Genomic DNA, 19,608 nt, shown 5'->3' with positions numbered 1-19,608 from the left:
CCGTGAATTAAGGGTGAAGACGGCGATGGTGGTGAATGGCGGCGATAATCGCCGGCTTCAGGCGGGCGAAATCGTCGGCGGGCGCGACGGCGGCCGGCGCCGGTTTGGGGGCGGCGGGCGGCTCGGAAAACAGGCGGTTGACGGCGAGGGACATTCCCCGGATGGCGAAAATGAGCAGCAGCAGGAACACCAGCACAAAGCCCATGCCGAGAAACATCAGGGTGAAGCCTTCGCCTAACAGGATGGCATTGTCAGTCATTTATACATCTCAAATAGGGGCACGATGACGCGCTGTCTGACAAGGTTTCTGGCGTTTCCGGCTAAGGAGCAGGGTGGATTTCCCTCTGCCGCTCCCGGCATGGGACCCTGATTCGTTCTTCACCTGTCAGTTCAACGTGCCATCGTGCGTATGGGTTAAATCATCATGCCGAACACGATGCTGGCGATGACCAGCACAATACCGCCGCCCAAACGGGAGGAGATTTGCGCATAAGAGATAAGGTTCATACGGTTACAGGCAGAGAGAACTTCCAGGTCGCCGGAGCCGCCGCGGTTGGCCATACACAGGCCTGCAGTGATGGCCGATTCTATTGGGAAGAAGCCCATCAGCCAGCCACCGATCGCCGCGCCGAGCACCGCACCGATAACGATAATGGCGGCGATAACAACGTTAGCGAAGGTGATGGCGTTGATAATTTCCTGTAGGTCGGTGTAGCAGACGCCGACCCCGACCATCAGCACCCACAGCAGCTGTTTGGAGAAGAAATCAGACAAGCGTTTAGCACCGGCTTTGATTTCCGGTGAGCACAGCCCGGAGGCGTTCAGCGCGGCGACGATCAGCACCATCCACGCGAAATAGTGAATAGCCACACCGCCAATGCTGGGCAGAATTTTCTTCGCCACGACGTAGGCCAGCAGGAAGCAGGTAGTGGACAGCACCAGACCGACGGCGGTTTCGCGATGGGTGATTTGTCCCGCTTTCTCATCTTCTTCCACTTTGAACGAGGCTTTACGCACCAGTTCCCCTTCGCCGCTCAGCCAGGCGTGTTTTTTGCCGATGATATCGAGGACGGCGGCAAAGACGATGGCGAAGATGTTAGCGATGGTCAGAATAGCGATAGCGGTTGAGTAATACTCTTCGCGAGAACGACCGGTGACGGAGTGGTAAATCTCCGACAGGGGGACCGCGCCCGCGCCGTTGCCGCCGCCCATGATCGGCAGGACGTACAGCATCATGATGCGATCCACTGGAATACCGAACACCAGGCCGATAGCGATGCCAAAAATAGACGCGCCGACAATGCCCATCAGGATAGTTGGAATATAGCCGAGCAGTGATTTCAGCAGCAGGCGGCGGTTTACCGACAGAATTGCTCCGGTAATTAATACCGCGATGAATAAGTTAAGGAAGTTACTCTTATCCATAACGTTGCTGATAGCATCGATTTCTTTCTGCGTAAAAATACCGGCATAGACAAAATAAGCCGCCACCAGGAAAATCATCACCGGAGCGCCACCGATATATTTGTTGAATATTGGCAGGCGTTTGCCAATTTCCCCGAATATAGCGCCGATAATAAACATGATGGCAAAGCCGCCGACGATATCGGTGGGTAATGCGTTATAAAAATGTGAAAGTAATAGTGTAATTAACGCAAATGCGTAAAGGGGGAGCGGCATGCCGAAGATTTTAAATCCCAGCAGATCGCTAACGCCCTTTTTCTCCGTCGCCGGAGCCTGACTCATGTTAGTCATAAACGTTATCCTGTTTATTGATGGAGTAGTAAGACCGGCGCATAGTAATAAATAGACCCAGGGGTAAGGTGTGATTATCTTCACTGAATACTCGTGTTTTTTATTAATTTAATTGTTTTTATGATTCTGAATTAATTAACAACATAAAAACCATAAAGCCAATTAAGCCACGAGAAAAACTGTGACTTAAATACAAGAATCCATAGCCGAACGCTGGCGAAATACAGTTCGTTTTGAAATGACGAAGCGCTAAAAAATGACACTGATATTAAAACGCGTTCAACTATTAAAAGATAAACCGCGGCGAGAGGCGATCGATCGGTTTCTCCGCCAGCATCAACTGTCGTTAGAGGCCGACTGCGAAATGGCGATTATCGCCGAGTATCAGCAGCGGCTGGTCGGCTGCGGTGCTATCGCCGGCAATGTGCTGAAATGCATCGCCATCGATCCCTCGCTGCAGGGGGAGGGGCTGAGCCTTAAATTACTGACCGAGCTCCTGACGCTGGCCTATGAGCTGGGGCGCAGCGAACTGTTTTTGTTCACTAAACCTTGCAATGCTGCGTTATTTTCCGGCGCCGGCTTCTGGCCGATAGCCCAGGCGGGCGACCGCGCCGTGCTAATGGAAAATAGCCGCGAACGACTGACTCGTTACTGCCGACAGCTGGCGATGTACCGTCAGCCGGGAAGAAAAATCGGCGCTATCGTGATGAACGCCAATCCATTCACCCTCGGCCACCGCTGGTTGGTAGAACAGGCGGCCAGCCAGTGCGACTGGCTGCATCTGTTTGTGGTCAAAGAAGATGCGTCCTGCTTTTCCTATCACGATCGCTTCAAGCTCATTGAACAGGGGATTACCGGCATCGATAAGGTGACGCTGCATCCCGGTTCGGCGTATCTGATCTCGCGGGCGACGTTCCCCGGCTATTTCCTGAAAGAGCAGGGGGTGGTTGATGACTGCCACAGCCAGATTGACCTGCAGCTCTTCCGCGAGCGCCTGGCCCCGGCGCTGCAGATTACCCATCGCTTTGTCGGCACCGAGCCGTTGTGTCCCCTGACCCGTAATTACAACCAGCGCATGAAGTCACTATTGGAAGCGCCAGGCGACGCGCCGCCCATTGAAGTAGTTGAGCTTGCGCGAATCGAAAAAAATGGTGGACCCGTGTCGGCCTCCCGAGTGCGCGAACTCTATCGACAGCGCAACTGGCAGGCGGTCGCGGCGCTGGTACCGCCGGGGACCCTCTCTTTTCTGATGCAACTGGCGGAAAGCGAACATCAAACCGCCTGATTTTTATGCCCTAACTAAGGATTTTCCCCTATGGAAATGAAGATTGACGCCCTGGCCGGCACGCTGGAGTCCAGCGATGTGATGGTCAGGATTGGACCGGCGGCGCAGCCGGGCATTCAGCTGGAAATCGACAGCATTGTGAAACAACAGTTTGGCGCTGCGATTGAGCAGGTAGTGAGAGAAACGCTGGCTCAGCTTGGCGTGAAACAGGCCAGCGTGGTGGTCGATGATAAAGGCGCGCTGGAATGTGTTTTGCGAGCTCGCGTACAGGCCGCGGCGCTGCGCGCGGCGCAACAGACCCAATTACAATGGAGCCAGCTATGAAACCACGTCGCAGTATGTTGTTCATCCCTGGCGCCAATGCCGCCATGTTAAGCACGTCATTCGTCTACGGCGCCGATGCGGTGATGTTCGACCTGGAAGATGCCGTTTCGCTGCGCGAGAAAGATACCGCTCGTCTGCTGGTGTATCAGGCGCTGCAGCATCCACTGTATCAGGATATCGAAACCGTGGTGCGCATTAACCCGCTGAATACGCCGTTCGGTCTTGCCGACCTTGAAGCGGTAGTCCGCGCGGGCGTGGATATGGTGCGTCTGCCGAAAACCGACAGCAAAGAAGATATCCATGAGCTGGAAGCGCATGTTGAGCGGATTGAACGCGAGTGCGGCCGGGAAGTGGGCAGCACCAAGTTAATGGCGGCGATCGAGTCGGCGCTGGGCGTGGTGAACGCGGTGGAAATCGCCCGTGCCAGCCCGCGTCTGGCGGCGATCGCGCTGGCGGCCTTCGATTACGTGATGGATATGGGCACCTCCCGCGGCGACGGTACTGAACTGTTCTACGCCCGCTGCGCTGTACTGCATGCCGCCCGCGTTGCCGGCATCGCCGCCTATGACGTGGTGTGGTCGGATATCAATAATGAAGAGGGCTTCCTGGCGGAAGCGAATCTGGCCAAAAACCTCGGCTTTAACGGCAAATCGTTGGTTAACCCACGACAAATTGAACTCCTGCATCAGGTCTATGCCCCGACGCGCAAAGAGGTCGATCACGCGCTGGAAGTGATTGCCGCGGCGGAAGAAGCCGAAACGCGAGGTCTGGGTGTGGTATCGCTGAACGGCAAGATGATCGATGGACCGATTATCGACCATGCTCGCAAAGTGGTGGCGCTCTCGGCTTCCGGTATTCGTGATTAAGGGGAATAAGATGAAAGAGACAGTAGCAATGCTTAATCAGCAGTACGTGATGCCGAATGGACTGACATCTTATGCCGGCGTAACGGCGAAAAGTCCCTGGCTGGCGAGTGAGAGCGAAAAGCGCCAGCGCAAAATCTGCGATTCGCTGGAAACGGCGATTCGTCGTTCCGGTTTGCAAAACGGCATGACCATCTCGTTTCACCACGCGTTTCGCGGCGGTGACAAAGTCGTCAATATGGTAGTGGCGAAGCTGGCGGAAATGGGTTTTCGCGATCTCACCCTGGCATCCAGTTCGCTGATCGACGCCCACTGGCCGCTGATCGAGCATATTAAAAATGGCGTGATCCGCCAGATCTACACCTCCGGCCTGCGCGGCAAGTTGGGCGAGGAGATCTCCGCCGGTTTAATGGAAAACCCGGTGCAGATCCACTCCCACGGCGGTCGCGTACAGCTGATTCAAAGCGGCGAGCTGTCGATTGACGTGGCGTTTCTCGGCGTCCCCTGCTGCGATGAGTTTGGCAACGCCAATGGCTTTAGCGGTAAATCACGCTGCGGTTCGCTGGGCTACGCGCGCGTCGATGCCGAGCACGCTAAATGCGTGGTGCTGCTCACCGAAGAGTGGGTGGATTATCCTAACTATCCGGCCAGTATTGCCCAGGATCAGGTGGATCTGATAGTCCAGGTAGATGAAGTCGGCGATCCGCAAAAAATTACCGCGGGTGCCATCCGTCTGACCAGCAACCCGCGCGAGCTGCTGATCGCCCGCCAGGCGGCGAAAGTCGTTGAGCACTCCGGTTACTTTAAAGAGGGTTTCTCGCTGCAGACCGGTACCGGCGGCGCCTCGCTGGCAGTAACTCGCTTCCTTGAAGATAAAATGCGCCGTAACGGCATTACCGCCAGCTTCGGCCTCGGCGGTATCACCGGGACGATGGTCGATTTGCACGAAAAAGGGTTGATCAAAACGCTGCTCGATACCCAGTCCTTCGATGGCGACGCGGCGCGTTCGCTGGCGCAGAACCCGAACCATGTCGAGATCTCCACCAATCAGTATGCCAGCCCGGGCTCCAAAGGCGCCTCCTGCGAGCGCTTAAACGTGGTGATGCTCAGCGCGCTGGAAATTGATATCGACTTTAACGTTAACGTGATGACCGGTTCTAACGGTGTGCTGCGCGGGGCGTCCGGTGGCCATAGCGATACCGCCGCCGGTGCGGATTTGACCATTATTACCGCGCCGTTAGTTCGCGGCCGTATTCCCTGCGTCGTGGAAAAGGTGCTGACCCGCGTCACGCCGGGGGCCAGCGTGGATGTGCTGGTCACTGACCACGGCATTGCGGTCAACCCGGCACGTCAGGACCTGATCGACAATTTGCGCAGCGCAGGCATTCCGCTGATGACCATTGAGGAACTGCAGCAGCGTGCTGAGCTGTTGACTGGCAAGCCGCAGCCGATCGAATTCACCGATCGGGTGGTGGCGGTGGTGCGCTATCGCGACGGTTCGGTCATCGATGTGATTCGTCAGGTGAAAAACAGCGACTAAACGCAGAGGGGAAAGGCCATGAGCGACGTGTTAATTAATCCAGCGCGTGTGCGGCGCGTGAAGCCACTGAGTGCCGAAGAGGTGGTCAGCGCGGTAGAGCGCGCGCTGTTGACCGAAGTTCGCCTGACCCCAAAGCCCGGGTTGGTGGATATTCGTAACGCTGGCGCGCACTGGGATATGGATCTGGCCTCGTTTGAGGCCAGCACCGCGGTGGTGGCTCCGTGGATGGAGAAATTTTTCATCATGGGCCACGATACTGCGGCGGTCGCGCCGGAACAGGTATTGATGATGCTGCGCCCGGTAGGGATGGCCTGTGAGAACGATATGCTGGAGGCCACCGGCGGGGTGAATACCCATCGCGGGGCGATCTTCGCTTTTGGCCTGCTCAGCGCGGCGGCGGGCAGGCTGGTGTCGAAAGGTGAGCCGATAGAGCAGCACCGGCTTTGCGACCAGGTGGCGCGCTTCTGTCGCGGCATGGTTATGCAGGAGTTGTCTTCTGCTGGCGGGGAACGGCTCAGTAAAGGCGAGGCTCATTTTCTGCGCTATGGTCTCTCCGGGGCCCGCGGCGAGGCGGAGAGCGGTTTCCTGACGGTGCGTACCCAGGCCATGCCAGTCTTTACCCGCATGATGGAAGAGACCGGCGACAGTAATCTGGCGCTACTGCAAACCCTGCTGCATCTGATGGCGTGGAATGATGACACCAACCTGGTCTCGCGCGGCGGGCTTGCCGGGCTGAACTTTGTCCAGCAGGAGGCGCAGCGACTGCTGTGGCAGGGCGGCGTGCTGGTGGACGGCGGGCTGGAGGCGCTGCGACAGTTTGACGATGAGCTGATTGCCCGCCATCTCAGCCCCGGCGGCAGCGCCGATCTGTTGGCGGTGACCTGGTTTTTATCCGCGTTTCCCGCCGGTGCGCTTTTCCCGCTGTAACCCACTGCAATACCGCCTTCGCCCGCACTGTACGGGCGAAAGCGCCATCATTAGCCTTCCCGGTTGTCACCAGGTAAACACGGAATTGCGGCACAATCGTATAGTTTTTACTGATATCGTCCGCCGTTTGTCATAAATTTCTAATTATCGGCGTTTTTGAGTAGCGGCCCGCTGACGGGCTGGTTACTCTGAAAACAATTTACGTAATGTTAACAAAAGAGAATAGCTATGCATGATGCACAAATCCGCGTGGCCATCGCCGGCGCGGGCGGCCGGATGGGACGCCAGTTAATTCAGGCTGCATTGCAGATGGAAGGCGTGGCGCTGGGCGCGGCGCTGGAGCGCGAAGGGTCAAGCCTGGTGGGCAGCGACGCCGGCGAGCTGGCGGGCGCCGGCAAAGCGGGCGTCGCGGTGCAGAGCAGCCTGGCGGCGGTAAAAGATGATTTCGACGTGTTGATCGATTTTACCCGCCCGGAAGGCACGCTGAACCATCTGGCGTTTTGCCGCGAGCACGGCAAAGGGATGGTCATCGGCACCACCGGTTTTGACGACGCTGGCAAACAGGCGATTCGCGATGCCGCGCAGGACATTGCCATTGTCTTCGCCGCTAACTTTAGCGTTGGCGTCAATGTCCTGTTGAAGCTGCTGGAGAAGGCGGCGAAGGTGATGGGCGACTATACCGACATCGAAATTATCGAAGCGCACCACCGGCATAAAGTGGATGCGCCGTCAGGCACCGCGCTGGCGATGGGCGAAGCGATCGCCGGGGCATTGAACAAAGATCTCAAGGACTGCGCGGTCTACAGTCGTGAAGGCTACACTGGCGAACGCGTCCCGGGCACCATCGGCTTCGCGACCGTTCGCGCGGGGGATATTGTCGGGGAGCATACGGCAATGTTTGCCGACATCGGTGAGCGTATTGAAATCACCCATAAAGCGTCCAGCCGCATGACCTTTGCAAATGGCGCCGTTCGTTCAGCGTTATGGCTGAAAGACAAGAAAAATGGCCTGTTTGATATGCGTGATGTGCTGGATCTGAATAGTTTATAACGATTATTACCCATCGTGATGTGGTTATTGCTATCAATAAGTTATTGATGCAAGGGGCAATATTTTGTTGCCCTTTTTTATTTTTGCGAATTACGGTGTGTTTCTTAAGTCTAATGCGTAAAAAATACAATATTAGCGTGTTTTTTAGTGAATGAAATGTAAATTTTGACCATTTGGTCCACTTTTTTGTCGATCATCGCTCTGTTTTACACTCTTCCACATCCGCAAGCGTTTTCTCAGCCAGGTTTGTTGATCTTTTTGGCGTAAAAATCACGTGTTACGCACCAGTGGCGTAAAATGACATTAAAAATATCCGCTTTAAGTTGACTTTTATCCGACATCTCTCCAGAATGCCGCCGTTTGCCAAAAATCTGCGGGCAACAGATTTGCATTGATTCAGATCGTGTTTATGAATTAATATGCAAATAAAGTGAGTGGATATTCTCTGGAGGATGTTTTGATTAAGTCAGCGCTATTGGTTCTGGAAGACGGAACCCAGTTTCACGGTCGGGCCATCGGGGCAACCGGCACGGCGGTTGGGGAAGTCGTTTTCAATACTTCAATGACCGGTTATCAAGAAATCCTCACTGATCCTTCCTATTCCCGCCAAATCGTCACTCTTACTTATCCTCATATTGGTAATGTCGGCACCAACGCCGCCGATGAAGAATCTTCTCAGGTACATGCGCAGGGGCTGGTTATTCGCGACCTGCCGCTGATTGCCAGCAACTTCCGCAGTACTGAAGACCTCTCTTCTTATCTGAAGCGCCATAACATCGTGGCGATTGCCGATATCGATACCCGCAAGCTGACGCGTCTGCTGCGTGAGAAAGGGGCGCAAAACGGCTGCATCATCGCGGGCGACAGCCCGGATGCCCAGCTGGCGCTGGAAAAAGCGAAAGCGTTCCCAGGCCTGAACGGCATGGATTTGGCGAAGGAAGTGACCACCGCAGAAACCTATAGCTGGACGCAAGGCAGCTGGACCCTGGCGGGCGACCTGCCGGAAGCGAAAGCGGAAAGCGAGCTGCCGTTCCACGTTGTGGCATATGACTTCGGCGCGAAACGCAACATCCTGCGAATGCTGGTTGACCGCGGCTGCCGCCTGACGGTGGTGCCGGCGAAGACCTCCGCCGCGGACGTGCTGGCGCTCAATCCGGACGGTATCTTCCTCTCCAACGGCCCTGGCGACCCGGCGCCGTGCGATTACGCTATCGAGGCGATTGAAAAATTCCTTGAGACCGATATTCCGGTATTCGGCATCTGCCTTGGCCATCAGCTACTGGCGCTGGCGAGCGGTGCCAAGACCATTAAGATGAAGTTCGGCCACCACGGCGGCAACCACCCGGTGAAAGATATTGATAACAACGTGGTGATGATCACTGCCCAGAACCACGGTTTCGCCGTAGATGAGGCGACGCTGCCGGCCAACCTGCGCGTGACCCATAAGTCGCTGTTCGACGGCACCCTGCAGGGGATCCATCGTACCGACAAACCGGCGTTCAGCTTCCAGGGGCACCCTGAAGCGAGCCCGGGGCCGCACGATGCCGCGCCGCTGTTCGACCACTTTATCGAGTTAATTGAGCTCTACCGTCAGTCCGCGAAATAATCAGAACCTGTTTATGTTCTGCTGTGCTCGGGAATACGGCGTTAAAAATTTGTTCAAAATGCTCATTTACGTTTTGTAAACTGCGCTTTCTCACAAATTTTTTCCTTGTCTACCCATCGCTCGCGACGACCATAAACAGGTTCTTCGGAGAAGAAAGCAATGCCAAAACGTACAGACATAAAAAGTATCCTGATTCTGGGCGCGGGCCCGATTGTTATCGGTCAGGCGTGTGAGTTTGACTACTCCGGCGCCCAGGCGTGTAAAGCGCTGCGCGAAGAGGGCTACCGCGTTATCCTGGTGAACTCTAACCCGGCGACCATCATGACCGACCCGGAAATGGCCGATGCCACCTACATCGAGCCGATTCACTGGGAAGTGGTGCGTAAAATCATCGAAAAAGAGCGCCCGGATGCGGTGCTGCCGACCATGGGCGGCCAGACGGCGCTGAACTGCGCGCTCGAGCTGGAGCGTCAGGGGGTACTGGCTGAATTCGGCGTGACCATGATTGGTGCCACCGCCGATGCGATTGATAAAGCCGAAGACCGTCGCCGTTTCGATATCGCAATGAAAAAAATCGGCCTCGACACCGCGCGCTCTGGTATCGCCCACACGATGGAAGAGGCGCTGGCGGTTGCCGCCGACGTTGGTTTCCCGTGCATCATCCGTCCGTCCTTCACCATGGGCGGCACCGGCGGCGGTATCGCCTATAACCGCGAAGAGTTCGAAGAAATTTGCGAACGCGGCCTGGATCTCTCTCCGACCAACGAACTGCTGATCGATGAATCGCTGATCGGCTGGAAAGAGTACGAGATGGAAGTGGTGCGCGATAAGAACGATAACTGCATCATCGTCTGCTCCATCGAAAACTTCGACGCCATGGGGATCCACACCGGTGACTCCATCACCGTTGCCCCGGCGCAGACCCTGACCGACAAAGAGTACCAGATCATGCGTAACGCCTCGATGGCGGTGCTGCGTGAAATCGGCGTCGAAACCGGCGGCTCTAACGTGCAGTTCGCGGTCAACCCGAAAAACGGTCGCCTGATCGTTATCGAAATGAACCCGCGCGTCTCCCGCTCCTCGGCGCTGGCCTCTAAGGCCACCGGCTTCCCGATTGCTAAAGTGGCAGCCAAGCTGGCGGTAGGTTATACCCTTGACGAGCTGATGAACGACATCACCGGCGGCCGCACCCCGGCTTCCTTTGAACCGTCCATCGACTACGTGGTCACTAAAATCCCACGCTTTAACTTCGAAAAATTCGCCGGCGCCAACGACCGTCTGACCACCCAGATGAAGTCTGTCGGCGAAGTGATGGCGATTGGCCGTACCCAGCAGGAATCTTTGCAGAAAGCGCTGCGCGGTCTGGAAGTGGGCGCTACCGGCTTTGACCCGAAAGTGAGCCTCGACGACCCGGAAGCGCTGACCAAAATCCGCCGCGAGCTGAAAGATGCCGGCGCTGAGCGTATCTGGTATATCGCTGACGCGTTCCGCGCGGGCCTCTCGGTTGACGGCGTCTTCAACCTGACCAACATCGACCGCTGGTTCCTGGTACAGATTGAAGAGCTGGTCCGTCTGGAAGAGAAAGTGGCGGAAGTGGGCATCAACGGCCTCGACGCTGACTTCCTGCGCACCCTGAAGCGTAAAGGCTTTGCCGATGCGCGTCTGGCGAAGCTGGCGGGCGTGCGGGAAGCGGAAATCCGCAAGCTGCGCGACCAGTATGACCTGCACCCGGTCTACAAGCGCGTGGACACCTGCGCTGCGGAATTTGCTACCGATACCGCCTACATGTACTCCACTTATGAAGAAGAGTGTGAGTCCAACCCGTCCGTTGACCGCGATAAAATCATGGTCCTCGGCGGCGGCCCGAACCGTATCGGTCAGGGTATCGAATTCGACTACTGCTGCGTACACGCCTCGCTGGCGCTGCGCGAGGACGGTTACGAGACCATCATGGTCAACTGTAACCCGGAAACCGTCTCTACCGACTACGACACCTCCGACCGTCTGTATTTTGAGCCGGTGACCCTGGAAGACGTGCTGGAAATCGTGCGCATCGAGAAGCCAAAAGGCGTTATCGTTCAGTACGGCGGCCAGACCCCGCTGAAGCTGGCTCGTGCCCTGGAAGCTGCCGGCGTGCCGGTTATCGGTACCAGTCCGGACGCTATCGACCGGGCGGAAGACCGTGAGCGCTTCCAGCACGCGGTTGACCGTCTGAAGCTGAAGCAGCCGGCGAACGCCACCGTCACCGCCATTGAGCAGGCGGTAGAGAAAGCGAAAGAGATTGGCTACCCGCTGGTGGTGCGTCCGTCTTATGTGCTCGGCGGCCGGGCGATGGAGATCGTCTATGACGAGCAGGATCTGCGCCGCTACTTCCAGACCGCGGTCAGCGTCTCCAACGACGCGCCGGTGCTGCTGGATCGCTTCCTCGACGATGCGATTGAAGTGGATGTCGATGCCATCTGCGATGGCGAAATGGTGCTGATTGGCGGCATCATGGAGCATATCGAGCAGGCAGGCGTTCACTCCGGCGACTCCGCCTGTTCCCTGCCGGCCTACACCCTGAGCAAAGAGATTCAGGATGTAATGCGCGAGCAGGTGCAGAAGCTGGCCTTCGAGCTGCAGGTTCGCGGCCTGATGAACGTCCAGTTCGCGGTGAAAGATAACGAAGTTTATCTGATTGAGGTCAACCCGCGTGCGGCGCGTACCGTACCGTTCGTCTCCAAAGCCACCGGCGTACCGCTGGCGAAAGTGGCGGCGCGCGTGATGGCCGGTAAGACACTGGCGCAGCAGGGCGTGACCAAAGAGATCATCCCGCCGTACTACTCGGTGAAAGAGGTGGTCCTGCCGTTCAATAAATTCCCGGGCGTTGACCCGCTGTTAGGGCCAGAAATGCGCTCCACCGGGGAAGTGATGGGCGTCGGCCGCACCTTTGCCGAAGCGTTCGCCAAAGCGCAGCTGGGCAGCAACTCGACCATGAAGAAACAGGGTCGCGCGCTGCTCTCCGTCCGCGAAGGCGATAAAGAACGCGTGGTTGACCTGGCGGCGAAGCTGCTGAAGTTTGGCTTCGAGCTGGATGCGACTCACGGTACGGCGATTGTGCTGGGTGAAGCGGGCATTAACCCGCGTCTGGTGAACAAGGTGCATGAAGGTCGTCCGCACATTCAGGACCGCATCAAGAATGGCGAATATACCTACATCATCAACACCACCGCAGGTCGCCAGGCGATTGAAGACTCCAAGCTGATTCGCCGCAGCGCGCTGCAGTACAAAGTGCATTACGACACCACCCTGAACGGCGGCTTTGCCACCGCGATGGCGCTGAACGCTGACGCCACCGAGAAGGTGATTTCGGTGCAGGAAATGCACGCGCAAATCACTAAATAAGCTTCCCGGCCAGGCCGGATAGCAACAATCCTGGGCTGACGACATCGTCAGCCTATTTTTTTTAGCCGCAGCCATCTTCAGAGAGTTCTGCTTTTAACCCCCTGTCGGGTCAGGCTAACTATAGTTAGCACCATAACGATACCTATTGATGAAAAGACAGGAGGATACAATGCGGAACAATATTCTGGTGGCATCCGCACTGGCAGCGACGGCAATCATGTTCGTGGCCGGCTGCTCATCGAATCAGTCGATCAAAACCACCGACGGCAAGACCATTGTCACCAGCGGCAAACCGCAGGTGGATGATGACACCGGCCTTGTCTCATACAAAAATGCCGAAACCGGCCGCGTGGAGCAGATTAACCGCGACCAGGTGAAGTCCATGGACGAGCTGGATAACTAAGGCCTGACGTTAACCCTCAGGGCGCGCGTTGCGTAAGCCCTCGCGACATAAATCACAGTTATCATTGTAAGCGGTTCGCTTAACTGTCTACACTCTTGCTGATTACGACAAGAGCAAACGCAGGCCAATCAATGATTCTGATAATTTATGCGCATCCTTATCCGCAGCATTCTCATGCGAATAAGCGAATGCTTGAACAGGCAGGGACGCTTGAAGGCGTAGAGATACGCTCCCTCTATCAACTCTATCCCGACTTTAATATCGATGTCGCCGCCGAGCAGGCGGCGCTGGCCCGTGCCGATCTGGTTATCTGGCAGCATCCTATGCAGTGGTATAGCGTACCGCCGCTGCTCAAGCTGTGGATGGACAAGGTGCTGTCGCACGGCTGGGCCTATGGTCACAACGGTATTGCCCTGCGCGGTAAATCGCTGATGTGGGCGGTGACCACCGGCGGCGGTGAAAGCCACTTCGACATCGGCTCATTCCCCGGTTTTCCGGTGCTGGCGCAGCCGTTGCAGGCAACCGCGCTTTACTGCGGAATGAAATGGCTGCCGCCGTTCGCTATGCACTGCACCTTTATCTGCGATGATGAAACGCTGCAGGCGCAGGCCCGCCGCTATCGTCAACGCTTAATCGACTGGCAGGAGGCACACCAGAATGGATAGCCATACGCTGATACAGGCGTTGATTTACCTCGGCGCCGCGGCGCTGATTGTGCCCATCGCCGTCCGTCTGGGGCTGGGGTCAGTGCTGGGCTATCTCATCGCCGGCTGTATTATCGGCCCGTGGGCGCTGCGGCTGGTGACCGATGCCGAGGCGATTCTGCACTTTGCCGAGATTGGCGTGGTGCTGATGTTGTTCGTCATTGGTCTGGAGCTCGATCCGCAGCGCTTATGGAAGCTGCGCGCCTCGGTGTTTGGCGGCGGCGCACTGCAGATGGTGGCCTGCGGGGTGTTGATCGGTCTGTTCTGCATGCTGCTGGGCCTGCGCTGGCAGGTGGCCGAGCTGATTGGTATGACTCTGGCGCTTTCCTCAACCGCGATCGCTATGCAGGCGATGAATGAGCGCAATCTGACGGTGTCGCAGATGGGGCGCAGCGCCTTTGCGGTGCTGCTGTTCCAGGATATCGCCGCGATCCCGCTGGTGGCGATGATCCCGCTGCTGGCGGCCAGCGGCGGCGCCACTTCGCTGATGGCTTTTGCCCTCTCCGCGCTGAAAGTGGCCGCAGCGCTGGCGCTGGTGGTGGTCCTTGGGCGCTATCTGACCCGCCCGCTGCTGCGCTTTGTCGCCCGTTCCGGCCTGCGCGAAGTGTTCAGCGCCGTGGCCCTGTTCCTGGTCTTCGGCTTTGGCTTATTGCTGGAAGAGGTGGGGCTGTCGATGGCGATGGGGGCGTTTCTCGCCGGGGTGCTGCTGGCCAGCTCCGAATATCGTCATGCGCTGGAGAGTGATATTGAGCCGTTCAAAGGGCTGCTGCTGGGGCTGTTCTTTATCGGCGTCGGCATGTCGATTGATTTCGGCACCCTGGTCACCCATCCGCTGCGTATTGTGATTTTGCTGGTCGGTTTCCTGGCGATAAAAATGCTGATGCTGTGGCTTATCGCCAGGCCGCTTGGCGTACCGCGCGCCCAGCGCCGCTGGTTTGCGGTGCTGCTGGGGCAGGGGAGTGAGTTCGCGTTTGTGGTGTTTGGCGCCGCGCGGATGGCGGATGTACTGGACGGCGAATGGGCAAAAGCGTTGACCCTGGCGGTGGCCCTGTCGATGGCGGCAACCCCCATTCTGCTGGTGCTGCTGACCCGTCTGGAGAAATCGTCCAGCGGCCAGGCGCGTGATGCTGACGAGATTGATGAAGAGCAGCCGCGGGTGATTGTCGCCGGCTTTGGCCGCTTCGGGCAGATTGCCGGGCGATTGCTGCTCTCGAGCGGGGTGAAGATGGTGATCCTCGATCATGACCCGGACCATGTCGATACCCTGCGCAAATTTGATATGAAGGTTTTCTACGGCGATGCCACCCGGGTCGATCTGCTGGAGTCGGCCGGGGCCGAAAAGGCGGAAGTGCTGATCAATGCCATTGACGATCCGCACGTCAGCCTGGAGCTGGTGGCGAGGGTAAAAGAGCATTTTCCGCATCTGCAGATCATCTCCCGCGCCCGCGATGTCGATCATTACATTCAGCTGCGCCAGGCTGGCGTCGAGGCCCCGGAGCGTGAAACCTTCGAGGCGGCGCTGAAGTCCGGCCGAATGACGCTGGAGGCGCTGGGGCTCGGCGCCTATGAAGCGCGCGAGCGGGCCGATCTGTTTCGTCGATTCAACCTGCAAATGGTCGAAGAGATGGTGGCGATGGCGGAAAACGATGCCGCGTCGCGGGTGGCGGTCTTCAAGCGGACCAGCGATATGCTGACCGGCATCATCAACGAAGATCGTCATCATCTGTCGCTGGTGCAGCGTCATGGCTGGCAGGGTACGGAAGAGGGCAGGCACACCGGGGATATCGCCGATGAGCCGGAAAATAAGCCCTCAGCCTGAGGCTGACCAGTAACATTTTGTTTTCGTTTGGATCCTCTTCTGGCGGCCCACGGTGTGAACGTGGGCTTGCCAGCAAATCAGAAAATTTTCTTATTCTTTACCCTCCGGCCAGTCGACGAAGTTGTACGCTTTCCGTATAGTGGCGACAATTTTTTGCACTCGGGAATGAATGAATGATCAGTCTGATTGCGGCGTTAGCGGTAGATCGCGTCATTGGTATGGAAAACGCCATGCCATGGAACCTGCCTGCCGATCTCGCCTGGTTCAAACGCAACACGTTAAATAAGCCGGTGGTGATGGGGCGTCTGACCTGGGAATCCATTGGGCGCCCATTGCCGGGGCGTAAAAATATCGTGATCAGCAGCAAACCCGGCAGCGACGATCGCGTGCAGTGGGTCTCCTCCGTAGAAGAAGCAATTGCCGCCTGCGGCGATGTGGAAGAGATTATGGTGATCGGCGGCGGCCGGGTGTATGAGCAGTTCCTGCCGAAAGCGCAGAAGCTCTACTTGACCCATATTGATGCGGAAGTGGAAGGCGATACCCATTTCCCGGATTACGATCCGGACGAATGGGAGTCGGTGTTCAGCGAGTTTCATGACGCCGACGCGCAGAACTCCAATAGCTACTGCTTTGAGATCCTCGAACGCCGTTAAGCGGGCAGGATAGCGATAAAAAAACCCCGGTCGCGTCTGGCGTGACCGGGGTTTTCTTTTGCATGAATTGCGCGACGATGGCGCACTCAGTATCTCGTCATGTTTCCCGTCGCGGGCTTCGTCTTCCTGGAGCGCTGCCCAAGGCTACAAATGGCAAGGAAATGTAGGTCGGGTAAGGCGTTAGCCGCCACCCGACAAAACGACGCCGCAGGTAGCCCGGATAAGGCGCAACGCGCCGCTATCCGGGAAGAGTCAGGACGCGACGGCTTCGCCTTCGTCGAGGCTTTTCTGCCGGTTTGACGGCTGGGTGAAGTACTGCTTATCTTCCCAGCGCAGGCAGGTGAGTTCCCCGCCCCAGCAGCAGCCGGTATCCAGGGCGTAAATCCCCTCCGGCGTGCCGCGTCCCTCCAGCGAAGCCCAGTGGCCAAAGGCAATGCTGTAGGCATTGCTGACCGGGCCGGGAATGGCAAACCACGGCTTCAGCGGCGCCGGGGCGTCCTCGGGCGCTTCCTTCGAATACATATCCAGCTGGCCGTTCGGGAAACAGTAGCGCATGCGGGTAAAGGCGTTAGAGATAAAGCGCAGGCGCGCCAGGCCGCTCAGCTCGTTGCTCCAGTGGTTCGGCATGTCGCCGTACATGGCATCGAGGAAGAAAGGATAGGAGTCGCTGGAGAGCACTGCTTCAACATCGCGCGCGCACTGCTGGGCGGTCTCCAGATCCCACTGCGGCGTAATGCCGGCATGGGCCATCACCAGCTTTTTCTCTTCATCCACCTGCAGCAGCGGCTGGCGACGCAGCCAGTTGAGCAGCTCATCGGCATCCGGCGCTTCCAGCAGTGATTTCAGACGATCCTTCGGCTTGTTGCGGCTGATACCGGCAAAGACCGCCAGCAGGTGTAAGTCATGGTTGCCCAGCACCAGTCGTACGCTGTCGCCCAGAGATTTGACATAGCGCAGGACCTCCAGCGATCCCGGGCCTCGGGCCACCAGATCGCCGGTCAGCCACAGCGTATCTCTCCGCGGATCGAATTCAACCTGCGCTAATAATGCGATCAGTTCATCGTAGCAACCGTGAACGTCGCCAATAAGGTATGTTGACATTGTTTTAATGAATGAGCGTTGGAACTGCGAGACGGAAAACAGGGATCTCAATACGGAACGGCGCGCCGTCGATATCGATCATCTCATAATGACCCTGCATGGTTCCCAGCGGCGTTTCAATCACTGCGCCGCTGGTATATTGATATTCACCGCCGGCGGGAATATGCGGTTGCTCGCCGACCACCCCTTCACCCTGAACTTCAGTCTCACGACCGTGGCCGTTAGTGATGAGCCAGTAGCGGCCAAGCAGTTGAACCTGACTCCGCCCCAGGTTGCGAATGGTGACGGTGTAAGCGAAGACGTAGCGCTCTTCTTCCGGGGAAGACTGCGATTCGATATAGACGCTCTGTACCTGGACACACACCCGGGGCGAATGAATCATGGTTAGCTCTCCTTCGTTGGCAGATTGTCAGACAGCCAGTTGGCCATCAGGCAGTACTGCGCCACGGAAATATTTTCGGCGCGCATGGCCGGGTCGATGCCCAGCTCGGTCAGCACTTCCACGCTGAACAGATTGCCGAGACTGTTGCGGATAGTCTTGCGGCGCTGGTTGAACGCTTCGGTGGTGATGCGGCTCAGCACCCGGATCTCTTTGACCGGATACGGCATGGTGCTGTGCGGCACCAGGCGTACCACCGCGGAGTCGACCTTAGGCGGCGGGGTAAACGCGCTCGGCGGCACTTCGAGTACCGGGATCACCTGGCAATAATATTGCGCCATCACGCTTAACCGACCATACGCCTTACTGTTCGGTCCGGCAACCAGACGATTCACTACTTCCTTCTGCAGCATAAAGTGCATATCGGCAATGGCATCAGTATAGCTGAACAGATGGAACATCAGCGGGGTCGAGATATTGTACGGCAGGTTGCCGAAGACGCGCAGCGGCTGGCCCATTTTCTCCGCCAGTTCGCCAAAGTTCATGGTCATCGCATCCTGCTGATAGATGGTCAGCTTTGGACCGAGGAACGGATGCGTCTGCAGGCGAGCCGCCAGATCGCGGTCCAGTTCGATGACGGTCAGCTGGTCAAGGCGTTCGCCGACCGGCTCGGTCAGGGCCGCCAGGCCGGGGCCGATTTCAACCATCGCCTGGCCTTTCTGCGGGTTAATCGCCGAGACGATGCTGTCGATCACAAACTGATCGTTGAGGAAGTTCTGCCCGAAGCGTTTACGGGCTAAATGGCCCTGATGGACTCGATTATTCATTGGGTATTAACAATCATTTTGATGGCGAGATTAAGCGCCGTGATAAAACTGCCGACGTCCGCTTTTCCCTGGCCCGCTAATTCCAGTGCGGTGCCGTGGTCGACGGAGGTACGAATAAAAGGTAAACCGAGCGTAATGTTCACGCCGCGGCCAAAGCCCTGGTATTTTAGCACGGGCAGGCCCTGATCGTGGTACATCGCGAGTACCGCATCGGCATGATCAAGATATTTCGGCTGAAAGAGGGTGTCTGCCGGCAGCGGACCGCTGAGGTTCATCCCCTTTGCGCGCATCTCTTCCAGCACCGGAATGATGGTGTCTATCTCTTCTGTTCCCATATGGCCGCCTTCGCCAGCGTGCGGGTTAAGCCCGCAAACCAGCACATGCGGCTGGGCAATGCCAAATTTCGTGCGCAGGTCGTGATCGAGAATGGTGATGATCTCGCGCAGTAGCTCGGGGGTAATCGCTTCGCTGATGGCTTTCAACGGCAGATGGGTGGTGACCAGCGCCACCCGCAGCTCCTCGGTCGCCAACATCATCACCACTTTGCTGGCCTTCGCGCGCTCTTCAAAGAACTCGGTATGACCGGTAAAGGCGATACCGGCGTCGTTGATGTTGCCTTTATGCACCGGGCCGGTCACTAACGCCGCAAACTCGCCGCTAAGGCAGCCGTCGCAGGCGCGCGCCAGCGTCTCCACTACGTAGGCGCCGTTTTGCACATTCAGCACGCCGGGCTCCGCCGGGACGTTTAGCGGCACGTTCAGCAGCGTCAGGGTACCGGCGCGCTGAGGAACAGGAGGTTGCGCGGGATCGTAAGGGAGGAGAGATAAAGGAAGACCGAGCCGCTTGGCTCGGTCAGTTAACAGGGCGCCATCGGCGCAAATCACCAGCTCAACTGGCCAGTCGCGCTGGGCAAGCTGCACGACCAGGTCAGGGCCAATCCCGGCGGGTTCGCCGGGAGTGATAACAACTTTACGGGTTTCAGGCATCG

At 57.4% G+C, this 19,608-nt stretch carries 18 protein-coding genes; 12 read left to right on the top strand and 6 right to left on the bottom strand.

Annotated elements, in window-relative coordinates:
• Positions 1–7: 7 nt before the first annotated feature.
• Positions 8–259, bottom strand: coding sequence for an oxaloacetate decarboxylase subunit gamma (locus OHJ17_RS21465; RefSeq protein ID WP_032433615.1), 252 nt, complete (start codon positions 257–259; stop codon positions 8–10).
• Between the two features lie 155 nt (positions 260–414).
• Positions 415–1,755: a citrate/sodium symporter CitS gene (citS, locus tag OHJ17_RS21460; protein WP_023282163.1), complete on the bottom strand. Its 1,341-nt coding sequence runs from the start codon at positions 1,753–1,755 to the stop codon at positions 415–417.
• Positions 1,756–2,011: 256 nt separating this feature from the next.
• On the opposite strand from citS, the gene citC reads away from it, so the two are divergent.
• The 12 genes from citC (at position 2,012) to folA (ending at position 16,313) form a co-directional block, all read left to right on the top strand.
• Positions 2,012–3,040 carry a [citrate (pro-3S)-lyase] ligase gene (gene citC, locus OHJ17_RS21455; RefSeq protein WP_004222626.1) on the top strand — a complete coding sequence of 343 codons (1,029 nt, stop codon included), beginning with the start codon at positions 2,012–2,014 and terminating at the stop codon, positions 3,038–3,040.
• 30 nt (positions 3,041–3,070) lie between these two features.
• On the top strand, positions 3,071–3,364 hold the full coding sequence (citD, locus tag OHJ17_RS21450) for a citrate lyase acyl carrier protein (protein WP_009309208.1): 294 nt from the start codon (positions 3,071–3,073) through the stop codon (positions 3,362–3,364).
• On the top strand, positions 3,361–4,230 hold the full coding sequence (citE, locus tag OHJ17_RS21445; RefSeq protein ID WP_004151372.1) for a citrate (pro-3S)-lyase subunit beta: 870 nt from the start codon (positions 3,361–3,363) through the stop codon (positions 4,228–4,230). Before citD ends, citE begins: the two co-directional genes overlap by 4 nt.
• Positions 4,231–4,240: 10 nt before the next feature.
• Positions 4,241–5,767: a citrate lyase subunit alpha gene (gene citF, locus OHJ17_RS21440; RefSeq protein ID WP_032433050.1), complete on the top strand. Its 1,527-nt coding sequence runs from the start codon at positions 4,241–4,243 to the stop codon at positions 5,765–5,767.
• Positions 5,768–5,785: 18 nt separating this feature from the next.
• Entirely contained in the window at positions 5,786–6,694 is a 909-nt protein-coding gene (gene citG / locus OHJ17_RS21435) for a triphosphoribosyl-dephospho-CoA synthase CitG (protein WP_032414500.1), read from the top strand.
• 228 nt (positions 6,695–6,922) lie between these two features.
• Positions 6,923–7,744: a 4-hydroxy-tetrahydrodipicolinate reductase gene (gene dapB, locus OHJ17_RS21430; protein WP_004177440.1), complete on the top strand. Its 822-nt coding sequence runs from the start codon at positions 6,923–6,925 to the stop codon at positions 7,742–7,744.
• Positions 7,745–8,201: 457 nt separating this feature from the next.
• Positions 8,202–9,350 carry a glutamine-hydrolyzing carbamoyl-phosphate synthase small subunit gene (gene carA, locus OHJ17_RS21425; RefSeq protein WP_004177433.1) on the top strand — a complete coding sequence of 383 codons (1,149 nt, stop codon included), beginning with the start codon at positions 8,202–8,204 and terminating at the stop codon, positions 9,348–9,350.
• Positions 9,351–9,509: 159 nt separating this feature from the next.
• Positions 9,510–12,734 (top strand): carbamoyl-phosphate synthase large subunit, encoded by a 3,225-nt coding sequence (gene carB / locus OHJ17_RS21420; protein ID WP_002888056.1) that lies wholly within the window; start codon positions 9,510–9,512, stop codon positions 12,732–12,734.
• A gap of 169 nt (positions 12,735–12,903) precedes the next feature.
• Complete coding sequence (locus tag OHJ17_RS21415; RefSeq protein ID WP_002888059.1) at positions 12,904–13,137, top strand: YgdI/YgdR family lipoprotein; 234 nt, start codon at positions 12,904–12,906, stop codon at positions 13,135–13,137.
• A gap of 131 nt (positions 13,138–13,268) precedes the next feature.
• Positions 13,269–13,802, top strand: coding sequence for a glutathione-regulated potassium-efflux system oxidoreductase KefF (gene kefF / locus OHJ17_RS21410; protein ID WP_002888068.1), 534 nt, complete (start codon positions 13,269–13,271; stop codon positions 13,800–13,802).
• The gene (gene kefC / locus OHJ17_RS21405) at positions 13,795–15,660 is read left to right on the top strand and encodes a glutathione-regulated potassium-efflux system protein KefC (protein ID WP_004145992.1); all 1,866 of its coding nucleotides are present in this window, start codon (positions 13,795–13,797) and stop codon (positions 15,658–15,660) included. The genes kefF and kefC overlap by 8 nt, the downstream gene beginning before the upstream one ends.
• Positions 15,661–15,833: 173 nt before the next feature.
• Entirely contained in the window at positions 15,834–16,313 is a 480-nt protein-coding gene (folA, locus tag OHJ17_RS21400) for a type 3 dihydrofolate reductase (RefSeq protein ID WP_004177432.1), read from the top strand.
• 252 nt (positions 16,314–16,565) lie between these two features.
• Here the strand turns inward: folA and apaH are convergent, their stop codons facing one another.
• The 4 genes from apaH to pdxA are packed head-to-tail and all read right to left on the bottom strand — an operon-like array spanning position 16,566 to position 19,606.
• A complete protein-coding gene (apaH, locus tag OHJ17_RS21395; protein WP_004177431.1) occupies positions 16,566–17,414 on the bottom strand; it encodes a bis(5'-nucleosyl)-tetraphosphatase (symmetrical) ApaH in 849 nt (282 codons plus the stop codon).
• Between the two features lie 4 nt (positions 17,415–17,418).
• Positions 17,419–17,796: a Co2+/Mg2+ efflux protein ApaG gene (gene apaG, locus OHJ17_RS21390; RefSeq protein WP_002888323.1), complete on the bottom strand. Its 378-nt coding sequence runs from the start codon at positions 17,794–17,796 to the stop codon at positions 17,419–17,421.
• A gap of 2 nt (positions 17,797–17,798) precedes the next feature.
• Positions 17,799–18,620: a 16S rRNA (adenine(1518)-N(6)/adenine(1519)-N(6))-dimethyltransferase RsmA gene (gene rsmA, locus OHJ17_RS21385; protein ID WP_002888324.1), complete on the bottom strand. Its 822-nt coding sequence runs from the start codon at positions 18,618–18,620 to the stop codon at positions 17,799–17,801.
• The gene (pdxA, locus tag OHJ17_RS21380) at positions 18,617–19,606 is read right to left on the bottom strand and encodes a 4-hydroxythreonine-4-phosphate dehydrogenase PdxA (protein WP_002888327.1); all 990 of its coding nucleotides are present in this window, start codon (positions 19,604–19,606) and stop codon (positions 18,617–18,619) included. The genes rsmA and pdxA overlap by 4 nt, the downstream gene beginning before the upstream one ends.
• Positions 19,607–19,608 lie beyond the last annotated feature (2 nt).

It is taken from the genome of Klebsiella sp. KP20-425-1 (genome assembly GCF_025813515.1).
Taxonomy (GTDB): domain Bacteria; phylum Pseudomonadota; class Gammaproteobacteria; order Enterobacterales; family Enterobacteriaceae; genus Klebsiella; species Klebsiella pneumoniae.
Note: the sequence above shows the minus strand (reverse complement) of the source record. Positions and strands in the feature narration are given on the sequence as shown.